8 protein-coding genes, 1 rRNA gene and 1 riboswitch are annotated in these 10,257 nt (G+C 64.9%); of the genes, 5 read left to right on the top strand and 4 right to left on the bottom strand.

Annotation, left to right across the window (positions count from 1 at the left end; translation table 11 throughout):
• Both rrf and ACTJLD_RS14810 read left to right on the top strand, forming a co-directional pair.
• A 5S ribosomal RNA gene (rrf, locus tag ACTJLD_RS14815) occupies positions 1-108 on the top strand; the annotation flags it as partial.
• 551 nt (positions 109-659) lie between these two features.
• Positions 660-2,084, top strand: a complete 1,425-nt coding sequence (locus ACTJLD_RS14810) for an MFS transporter (protein WP_322079825.1) — start codon at positions 660-662, stop codon at positions 2,082-2,084.
• Between the two features lie 232 nt (positions 2,085-2,316).
• On the opposite strand, the gene ACTJLD_RS14805 is transcribed toward ACTJLD_RS14810, so the two are convergent.
• The 3 genes from ACTJLD_RS14805 to ACTJLD_RS14795 all read right to left on the bottom strand — a co-directional run bounded on the left by ACTJLD_RS14805 (position 2,317) and on the right by ACTJLD_RS14795 (position 5,697).
• Positions 2,317-3,060 carry a 2OG-Fe(II) oxygenase gene (locus ACTJLD_RS14805; RefSeq protein WP_059487883.1) on the bottom strand — a complete coding sequence of 248 codons (744 nt, stop codon included), beginning with the start codon at positions 3,058-3,060 and terminating at the stop codon, positions 2,317-2,319.
• Between the two features lie 296 nt (positions 3,061-3,356).
• Positions 3,357-4,949 carry an inorganic phosphate transporter gene (locus tag ACTJLD_RS14800; protein ID WP_027790522.1) on the bottom strand — a complete coding sequence of 531 codons (1,593 nt, stop codon included), beginning with the start codon at positions 4,947-4,949 and terminating at the stop codon, positions 3,357-3,359.
• A 175-nt stretch (positions 4,950-5,124) separates the two neighbouring features.
• Entirely contained in the window at positions 5,125-5,697 is a 573-nt protein-coding gene (locus ACTJLD_RS14795) for a histidine phosphatase family protein (RefSeq protein WP_440659140.1), read from the bottom strand.
• 49 nt (positions 5,698-5,746) lie between these two features.
• Positions 5,747-5,884, top strand: a riboswitch (cobalamin riboswitch).
• 33 nt (positions 5,885-5,917) lie between these two features.
• On the opposite strand from ACTJLD_RS14795, the gene ACTJLD_RS14790 reads away from it, so the two are divergent.
• Positions 5,918-6,127, top strand: a complete 210-nt coding sequence (locus ACTJLD_RS14790; protein WP_006488502.1) for a CbtB domain-containing protein — start codon at positions 5,918-5,920, stop codon at positions 6,125-6,127.
• Between the two features lie 13 nt (positions 6,128-6,140).
• Positions 6,141-6,863 carry a CbtA family protein gene (locus ACTJLD_RS14785; protein ID WP_027790524.1) on the top strand — a complete coding sequence of 241 codons (723 nt, stop codon included), beginning with the start codon at positions 6,141-6,143 and terminating at the stop codon, positions 6,861-6,863.
• Positions 6,864-6,885: 22 nt separating this feature from the next.
• On the opposite strand, the gene ACTJLD_RS14780 is transcribed toward ACTJLD_RS14785, so the two are convergent.
• Positions 6,886-7,794, bottom strand: coding sequence for a LysR family transcriptional regulator (locus ACTJLD_RS14780; protein ID WP_059697053.1), 909 nt, complete (start codon positions 7,792-7,794; stop codon positions 6,886-6,888).
• A gap of 125 nt (positions 7,795-7,919) precedes the next feature.
• On the opposite strand from ACTJLD_RS14780, the gene metE reads away from it, so the two are divergent.
• Complete coding sequence (metE, locus tag ACTJLD_RS14775; RefSeq protein WP_440659138.1) at positions 7,920-10,214, top strand: 5-methyltetrahydropteroyltriglutamate--homocysteine S-methyltransferase; 2,295 nt, start codon at positions 7,920-7,922, stop codon at positions 10,212-10,214.
• Positions 10,215-10,257 lie beyond the last annotated feature (43 nt).

The raw sequence follows: 10,257 nt of genomic DNA, 5'->3' as shown, positions 1-10,257 counted from the left end.
TGACCATAGCGAGTCGGTCCCACCCCTTCCCATCCCGAACAGGACCGTGAAACGACTCTACGCCGATGATAGTGCGGATTCCCGTGTGAAAGTAGGTAATCGTCAGGCTCCCTAAGCCAAGAACCCCCGCCCGAAAGGCGGGGGTTTTTGCATTCCAGCGACGGAAATGCACGGCACAGGCCAGGCAATACTGTGGCCGGAGCCGAGACCGCCGACGGTCGTGGATCAGGATCTGCCATCCCCGAGCAATCCGCCGCCAAGCATCGTTGATATCCTCGGTACGTTCTCTGCGGACCACGCCGATCCACCTTCAGTCAGCGTCCGGTCGATGTCGATACATCCAGTGGCGATGTTTTGATGATCGATGATGCGCGACGTTCGTCGAAGATGGTCGATAAATGTCGCCTTCTGGCAAAAATGCCCTGCTTCATCCGCCGGTCTTTCGACGAGCCCTGTCGACCTGATCGGCGTGCATCCTTCTGCGAACGCACCACGAAATCGTCATAAAAATCTATGCGCATAAAGTCCGTTCGCACGGCATGCGCTGCAGAGCGGGGAGCAGGCCCTTCGGGGTAATATCGCCATTCGTCCCGATTCCCAGTGCTTTCAGGCGTCCGCTGGCGTTCGGTATCCTCCGTATTCCGTCTCTCGCACAGTTCATGACTGACAGCCCTGCCCAAGGTAGTCGGACGACCGACTTCTTGCCGTATCTCGTCGCCGCAACGTTCTTCATGGAGTACCTCGACACGACCGTGATCGCGACCGCATTGCCGCAAATGGCGCGTTCGTTCGGTGTCGGTCCGAACGCGCTGAGCCTCGGGATGACCGCCTATATGCTCGCGTTGGCGGTGTTCATCCCGATCAGCGGCTGGGTCGCGGACCGCTATGGATCGCGTACGGTATTCGCGAGTGCGATTGTCGTCTTTACCGGTGCGTCGGTGCTGTGCGGGCTGTCCGAAGGTGTCGTGACGTTCACGGCTGCACGGCTGCTGCAGGGCGTCGGCGGGGCGATGATGGTGCCGGTCGGACGGATGATCGTCGTGCGCAGCACCGAGAAGGCGAAGCTGATGCGAGCGATCGCGACGATCACGTGGCCGGGCATCGTCGCGCCGGTCGTCGGGCCGCCGATCGGCGGCTTCATCACGACCTATGCGTCGTGGCGCTGGATCTTCCTGCTGAACGTCCCGTTCGGTATTGCCGCGCTCGTCTGTACTTGGCTGATCGTCCGGAACACGCGGGCTGACGAGCAGCGGCCGCTCGACTGGGCTGGATTCGTGCTGGCCGGTGGTGCATTGACTTGTCTGTTGATCGGTACCGAAGCGGCCGGCCAGCAGGATGTCGACTTCACGCGCGCGGGCGTCCTGGTGGGGGCGAGCGTGCTGTTCGGCGCGGCCGCGTGGTGGCATGCGCGACGCTGCGCGCATCCGCTGCTCGACTTCACCACGCTGAAGGTGCCGACCTTCTCGGTGACGGTGATCTCCGGCTCGATCACGCGGATGGCGATCAACGCCGTGCCGTACCTGCTGCCGCTGTTGTTCCAGATCGGCTTCGGGTTGTCGCCGTTCCAGTCCGGCCTGTTGCTGCTCGCGAGTGCGCTCGGCAATCTGGGGATGAAGGCGGGAACGTCGTGGATTCTCGACCGATATGGTTTCCGGCGCGTTGCGCTCGTCGACGTGACAATTGTCGGCATCTTCACGATTGCGTGCGGCTGGCTGACCGCGTCGACGCCGCTGGCAATCACGCTGCTCGTCGTATTCGTCTACGGACTCACGCGGTCGATGCAGTTCACGACGCTCGCGACACTCGCCTATGCGGATATCCCGGCGCATCAGACGAGTGCAGCCAGCACGCTGTGGAGTGCCGCACAGCAGATGACGATCGGGATGGGGATCGCGTTCGGTGCATTGTCGCTGCGGCTCGCGGCGTTGGTGCGCGGCGATGCCGCCGGCATGCATTACGTGCTCGACGATTTCCGCTGGGCGTTCGTCGCGGCCGGCGTGCTCGCGCTGCTGACGTTGCCGGGTTATGCGCGGCTGGCATCCGATGCAGGCGACCGGCTGCGGGCGAGTGTGGCGCGAGGGTAGGTCGAACGATGCATCCAATTTGCACCGCGACAGGTGAGCGCGACTGTTTCTCGTCGCTCACCCGAAACGTCGATCCGTTGTGGTGGTTGCGATGGCCTGACGGTCAGCGCAGTCGGCCCTTTGTCACTGCTGCGGGCGTGCGGGCAGTAGCGTAGCGCGGTGCTCCCAGCGCGAACCGGAAATCATCCCCGTGACGAACGTCGGGACGGCGCCACGCTCGTCCTCGCTGCCGTCACTGCGCGTCATGAAAGATGATGCCGACCGTGTGGCGGTGGCCACTGCGAATCCGGCTCACGCCGTGGCGCAGGTTGACGCGATAGACGCCGCGCGTCCCCTGCACGGGTCTGCCATGCACGGCGAAGATCACCGCGTCGCCTTGCATCAGCGGCACCACTTCCGCCCGTGATTGCATGCGTGGCCGCTGTTCCGTCAACACGAATTCCCCGCCCGTGAAATCGCGGCCCGGCGCCGACAGCAGGATCGCGACCTGCAGCGGAAACACGTGCTCGCCATAAAGATCCTGATGGAGACAGTTGTAGTCGTCGGGACCGTATTGCAGGATCAGCGGCGTCGGTCGCGTCTGCCCCGCCGCCCGGCAGCGATCGAGGAATGTCGTGTGGTCGTTCGGATAGCGGACGTCGATTCCGAGTGCCTGGTTCCAGCGATTCGCGATGGGTGCGAGATGCGGGTAGATCGTCGTGCGAAGCTCGGCAATGACCGCGGGCAGCGGGTACGCGAAATACTTGTATTCGCCGCGGCCGAATCCGTGCCGCGCCATCACGACGCGTGAACGATAAAGCGCATCCCGCGGATAGAGCGACGCGAGCGCATCGCATTCGTTCGTCGAAATCAGGCCCGGCACACGCGCGCATCCATAACGATCGAGCTCGGCGCCGACAGTCGGCCAGTCGATGGCGTCGACGCGTTGTGCGATGTCCGGCGATTCGACGGCGGGTTGCAGATCGGCGATGTTCACGGGCGTCCTTGGTTCGTCAGCGATGTGGCGCCGAGTCGAGCGGAATGCCCGGAAGCATTGCGTGCACGGTTGGAGCCACGAAGAAAGTCGATGAACCCAGTCTAGCGACGTTCGTTTGCCGATGCGCTCCAGATCTTGCGCTTCAATCCGGAAGCTAGAGGGAAAGGCACGGGACGCGCACGGACACATCGAAGGCGGTGACGTATCAGTGCGAAGAAGCGAAGAAGCGAAGAAGCGAGCGGCGAATCTTCCACGACAGGCGGCCGGCTCACACCGGCCACCCGTCGCAACGTGAATCAAGCCACCGACCGGAACAACCAGTAGAGCCCGCCGGCAAGCGCGATCGACGCCGGCAGCGTCAGCACCCACGCGAGCACGAGGCTGCGCACCGTGCTCCACTGCAGCCCGGAGCCGTTCGCCGCCATCGTCCCCGCGACCCCCGACGACAGCACGTGTGTCGTCGACACGGGCAATCCGTACACGTCGGCGGCGCCGATCGTCAGCATCGCGACGAGTTCGGCCGATGCGCCTTGTCCGTACGTCAGATGCTGCTTGCCGATTTTCTCGCCGACGGTCACGACGATCCGCTTCCAGCCGACCATCGTGCCGAGGCCCAGCGCGATCGCGACGGCAACCTTCACCCACGTCGGAATGAATTTGGTCGCGTGGTCGAGCTGCTTGTGATAGTTGTCGATCGCCAGCTTGTCGTCGGCCGCGAACGCGGGCTGACCCGACTTCTCGATCAGGCGGATTGCTTCGGATACCAGATACATCGTGTTGCGCACGTTGTCGACGTCGCGCTGCGGCACGGCTGCCATCGAGCCCGACGTGCCGACCGCGGTCGCGAGCGACGTCGACAGCTGCTGGACGGCCGGCAGCACGGCGGGCGTCAGTTCGCGATGCTGCACGTAGCGCTCGACGTCGGCACGCGGGTTCGCGGACGGCGCGACGCCGTTCGTGTACTTCCCGAACGTCGCGGCCGCCTGGTTCGCGACCGCCACGAAGGTCTGCGTCTCGGCCGGCGTGACGGCCTTGTTCAGCGCATAGGCGGTCGGCACCGTGCCGATCAGGATCAGCATGATGAGCCCCATCCCTTTCTGCCCGTCGTTCGACCCGTGCGCAAACGACACGCCCGTGCAGGTCAGGATCAGCAGGCAGCGAATCCAGAACGGCGGCGGCTGGTCTTTCGGCGGCTCCTTGTACAACTCCGGAACCCGCACGAGCGTCTTCAGCACGAGCAGCAGCAGCGCTGCGCACAGAAAGCCGACGATCGGCGAGAACAGCAGCGACTTGCCGACACCGAGCGCCTGGCCCCAGTCGACGCCGCTCGTGCCGGACGGCCCGTGCATCAGCTGGTTCATCAGCCCGACGCCGATGATCGAACCGATCAGCGTATGCGAACTCGACGACGGCAACCCGAAATACCAGGTCGCGAGGTTCCACACGATGGCGGCGATCAGCAGCGCGAACACCATCGCGAAGCCCGCGCCGCTGCCGACCTGCAGGATCAGCTCGACCGGCAGCAACTGCAGGATGCCGAAGGCAACGGCACCGCTCGAGACCATCACGCCGAGGAAGTTCCACATGCCGGACCAGATCACCGCGACGTTCGGCGTCAGCGAGTGCGTATAGATCACGGTGGCGACCGCGTTCGCGGTGTCGTGGAAGCCATTGACGAATTCGAAGCCGAGCGCGATCAGCAGCGCCGCGCCGAGCAGCAGGTACGGGAACAGCTTGCCTTCGCGGATCGGCGACAGATCGTCGATCAGGTGCGTGGCGATATAGAGCGCGCCGAGCGCCAGCACCAGCAGGAAGACGGCATAGCCGACCTGTCTGGTGCGTTCGACGGAGCCTGGGTTGTTCGGTGCGGACGAAGCAGGTTGATTCATGACGCCATCTCGTGAGGGAACCGCGTCCGATCCTATCTGCGGCCAGCAGTCAGTTTGATGACAGTCGGGACCACGAACGGCGTGTCTTGCCGACGTGTAAGGCGATTGAAGGCGTGTATGCGCAACGTGACGTGCCAGCCCGCATCGTCGTCCACATAGTGAGCGCAATGGCGTTCTACGCGTTGCCGTCCGCGCTCAACGTCCATCCGTTCGGTGACGCAACAAGCGTCGTGCAGGACAGCGGCGCGACGTCGATGCGGGCCGCTGCCTTCGAATCCATCCGCCGCACATGGGCGATGGCCGCGCGGACGATTGGCGCATGCGTGATTGCGACGATGTCGCGATCTTGCCGCAGCCCGTTCAACCACGTGCAGACGCGGTGCATGGCGGCTTCGAACGATTCACCGCCGTGCGGCGACGCCGACGGGTCTGCGATCCACGCATCCAGTTCGTCGGGCAAGTCGCGTGCGAGGTCGTGCAGGCGCTGGCCTCGCCAGTTGCCGTAATCGATGTCGCGCAGTGCGTCGTCGATGTCGACATGAAGTCCGAGCGCATCGGCGGTATGCCGCGCGCAGCATGCGGGGCTGCACAGCAGGAGCGCGCCGGCGGTACCTGCCCACCGGCCGCGTAGCGCAGCGGCTTCGGCGAGCCCGCGCGTATCGAGCGGATCGTCGTCGGGAAACGCGCCGGTGCGCATCGCCCGGGTCGATGCGTGTGCGATCAGGCGCAGCGAGGTAGGCATGTTCATGTCGGTTTTCGGATGATCCGGGACGGGCGCACGTGTCCGCCTGACACCGCTTCAATACGCGAACGTTCGCGCGTACAATTCGCCCGATACGAAGCGCGGAAGCCGGTGCAAGCCCGGCGCGGTCGCGCCACTGTAACCGGTGATCGATGATCCCGGAAGCCAGACCTGCCTTCGTACCCATCCAACATTTGTCGGGGCGCGATTCCCCTGAGGTGCATCCATGAGCGAAGCAGTGCTGAAGCCGGCGGTCGTGCCGGCGCCCATCCCCGTCCGTGAACTGTTGCCGTGGGCCGTGTTCGTCGGCCTGATCCTGTTGCTCGCGCTTTATTTCGTCGGCGCGGAACAAGGTGCGACGTCGCTCGTGCCGGGCATGTACGTCCACGAATTCGTCCACGACGGCCGCCACCTGCTCGGCTTCCCCTGCCACTGACGCGGAGTTCACGATGGTCGGAAAGCTGCTCATGCGCGGGATGCTCGCAGGCATCGCCGCAGGCCTCCTCACGTTCGGTTTCGCGAAGGTCGTCGGCGAACCGCAAGTCGATCAGGCAATCTCCTTTGAAGAAAAAGCCGACGCCGCCAAGGGCGACGCACCGGAGCCGGAGCTGGTCAGCCGCCACACGCAGGCCGGCCTCGGCTTGCTGACGGGCGTCGTGACCTATGGCGCGGCATTCGGCGGGCTGTTCTCGCTGGTCTTCGCGTATGCCTACGGGCGAGGCAGCCGCCTCCCGGCCCGTCCGCTGGCCGCGTGGCTCGCGCTGGCGGCGTTCATCGCGCTCGTGATCGTGCCGAACCTCAAGTACCCGGCCAATCCGCCGTCGGTCGGCGACCCCGACACGATCGGCTATCGCACGGGCCTGTTCTTCCTGATGATCGCGATCTCCGTCGCGACGATGGTGTTCTCGGTCAGCGTGCGCCGCCATCTGCTGGCGAAGCTCGGCCAGTGGAACGCGTCGATCGTCGCCGGGCTCGTGTTCGTCGCGATCATCGCGGCCGTGCAGATCGGGTTGCCGTCTGTCAGCGAGTTGCCGGCCGATTTCCCGGCGGCCTTGCTGTGGAAGTTCCGCGTGGCGGCCATCGGCATGCAGGTGATCATGTGGACGACGATCGGCCTGCTGTTCGGCGCATGGGTCGAGCGCGGCGAGCGCATCGGCATGCGCGCCGCCTGACGCGCACGGCAACGGGGCACGCCTAGCGCAGCATGCGTGGCGCGCTCCCCGTCGATTCGCGCGCCAGCGCGACGAACGCGGCCAGATAGTCGATCGATGCGTCCGCTTCGCGGATGCCGAGGAAGATCTGCTTCGCGATCCCCTTCTTGCCGAGCTTGACCGGCACGACCGGCATCCGGTCGGCGTATTCGTCGGCAAGCCATCTCGGCAGCGCGGCCACGCCGCGCTCGCTCGCCACCATCTGCAGCATGATGTCGGTCGTCTCGATCGACTTGTGCCGCCTCGGCACGATGCCGGCCGGCGTCAGGAACTGGTTGTAGATGTCGAGCCGGTCGGTTTCGACCGGATAGGTGATCAGGATCTCGTCGGTCAGCTGTTCGGGCGTCACGTAATCGGCGTTCGCGAACCGGTGCGAATCGGCGACCACCAGCACCTGCTCGTAGTCGAACACGGGGTCGAAGCGCAGGCCCGGCTTGTTCAGCGGATCGGGCGTCACGAGCACGTCGATGTCATGGCCGAACAGGGCGCCGATGCCGCCGAACTGGAAGCGCTGCTTCACGTCCACGTCGACGTCGGGCCAGCGCGACAGGTACGGCGACACGACCTTCAGCAGCCACTGGTAGCACGGGTGGCACTCCATCCCGATGCGCAGCGTGCCGCGCTCGCCCTTCGCGTACTGCTTCATCCGCTCCTCGGCGAGCTCGAACTGCGGCAGCAGCCGGTTCGCCAGCTTCAGCAGATACTGCCCGCCCTGGGTGAGCCGCAGGCCGCGGCCCTCCCGATCCCAGATCGGCGTGCCGAGCTGCTGCTCGATTTTCCGGACGGTATGGCTGAGTGCCGATTGCGTGAGGTGCAGCGCGTGGGCGGCCGCGGTCAGTGAGCCCTGGCGCTCGACTTCACGGATCACGACGAGATGGAATCGTTCCAGCATGGATATCGCTCGTGCAACGGATACATGAACAGATTTAATGGATGAATGAAATAATGCCATTTTATTTCATGGGATGAAATCCCTATGATGGCTGCCGGATCTTCACTTCTTCTGGACGGCAGCTCATGGTCACGACACACAACCTCGGTTTCCCGCGCATCGGTGCGAAGCGCGAACTCAAGTTCGGTCTCGAACGCTACTGGAAGGGCGAATCGTCGCGCGACGAGCTGAAGGCGCTCGGCGCCGAGCTGCGCAAGCGTCACTGGAACGACCAGCGCGACCTGGACCTGGCCCCGATCGGCGACTTCGCGTTCTACGATCAGGTGCTCGACATGAGCTTCACGCTCGGCAACCTGCCGAAGCGCGTGCAGGGTTTCCACGGCGATGTGCTCGACAACTATTTCCGCGTCGCGCGCGGCCGTTCGGCGCAGTCGGCGGACGAGCATGCAGCGTGCTGCGGTGGGGTCTCCGCCGGTGAAATGACGAAGTGGTTCGATACGAACTACCACTACATCGTGCCGGAATTCCACGCGGACACGAACTTCTCGCTCGACCCGTCGCGCCTGCTCCAGCAACTGGCGGAAGCGCAGGCGCAGGGCGTGGCCGTGAAGCCGGTCATCCTCGGCCCCGTCACGTACCTGTGGCTCGGCAAGGCGAAGGACGATTCCGACCGCCTCGCGCTGCTGCCGAAGCTGCTGCCCGTATACGGCGCGCTGCTCGACACGCTGACCGCGCAGGGCGTCGAATGGGTGCAGATCGACGAACCGATTCTCGTCACCGAACTCGACGCCGAGTGGCGTCAGGCATTGCGCACCGCCTATGCGGCGCTGGAAACGCGCCGCATCAAGCTGCTGCTCGCCACCTACTTCGGCCAGCTTCAGGACAACCTGGCGCTCGCGAGTTCGCTGCCGGTCGACGGCCTGCATGTCGATGCGATCAACGCACGCGACGAAGTCGACGCGCTGGTGCGTGAACTGCCGGCCGGGCGCGTGCTGTCGGTTGGCGCGATCAACGGCCGCAACATCTGGAAGACGGACCTGAACGCGACGCTCGACTGGCTCGAACCGCTCGCGAAGCAACTGGGTGATCGCCTGTGGCTCGCCCCGTCGTGCTCGCTGTTGCACGTGCCGGTCGATCTCGCGAGCGAGGAGAAGCTCGATGCGGAAATCCGCTCGTGGCTCGCGTTTGCGCTGCAGAAGCTCGACGAGCTGAAGGTGCTCGCGATCGCGCTGAACGAAGGCCGCGACAAGGTGGCCGATGCACTGGCCGCGAACGCTGCCGCGATCCATTCGCGCCGCCACTCGCCGCGCGTGCACAACCCGGCGGTGAAGGCCGCGATCGCCCGCATCGACGCGCAGCTGGGCAACCGCGTGAGCCCCTACACGCAGCGTGCGTCGAAGCAGTCGGCACGCCTGAAGCTGCCGGCGTTCCCGACGACGACGATCGGCTCGTTCCCGCAGACCGGCGAAATCCGTCACGCGCGCAGCCAGTTCAAGGCCGGTGCGCTGGACGATGTGGGCTACCGGGCCGCGATGCAAGCTGAAATCGAACGCAGCGTGCGCGAGCAGGAAGCACTGGAACTCGACGTGCTGGTGCACGGCGAAGCCGAGCGCAACGACATGGTCGAATACTTCGGCGAGCAGCTCGACGGCTACGCGTTCAGCCAGTTCGGCTGGGTGCAGTCGTACGGCTCGCGCTGCGTGAAGCCGCCGATCCTGTTCGGCGACATCAGCCGCCCGAAGGCGATGACGGTCGAATGGATCACGTATGCGCAGTCGCTGACGAACAAGCCGATGAAGGGCATGCTGACCGGCCCCGTGACGATCCTGAACTGGTCGTTCGTGCGCGACGACCAGCCGCGCTCGGTTTCGTGCTACCAGCTCGCGCTGGCGATCCGCGAGGAAGTGCTCGATCTCGAGAAGGCCGGCGTGCGCGTGATCCAGATCGACGAGGCTGCCCTGCGCGAAGGGCTGCCGCTGCGCCGCGCGCAATGGGGCGCGTACCTGAAGTGGGCGGTCGAGTCGTTCCGCATCACCGCGAACGGCGTGCAGGACGACACGCAGATCCATACGCACATGTGCTATTCGGAGTTCAACGACATCATTGCGTCGATCGCCGATATGGATGCGGACGTGATCACGATCGAGACCTCGCGCTCGGACATGGAGCTGCTCGACGCGTTCGACGACTTCAAGTATCCGAACGAGATCGGGCCGGGCGTGTACGACATTCACTCGCCGAACATCCCGACGCAGGAACATATCGTCGGCCTGATGAGGAAGGCGGCGGAACGCATTCCGGCGGAGCGTCTGTGGGTCAATCCGGACTGCGGGCTGAAGACGCGCCAGTGGGCGGAAGTGATTCCGGCGCTGACGAACATGGTCGCTGCCGCGAAGACGCTGCGCAGCCAGGTGCAATAACGCAGCGAGCGCTGCACGCCGCCGTTGCGGTCGAAGATCGGAC

Source organism: Burkholderia sp. 22088, assembly GCF_052045915.1.
GTDB classification, from domain to species: domain Bacteria; phylum Pseudomonadota; class Gammaproteobacteria; order Burkholderiales; family Burkholderiaceae; genus Burkholderia; species Burkholderia cepacia.
Note: the sequence above shows the minus strand (reverse complement) of the source record. Positions and strands in the feature narration are given on the sequence as shown.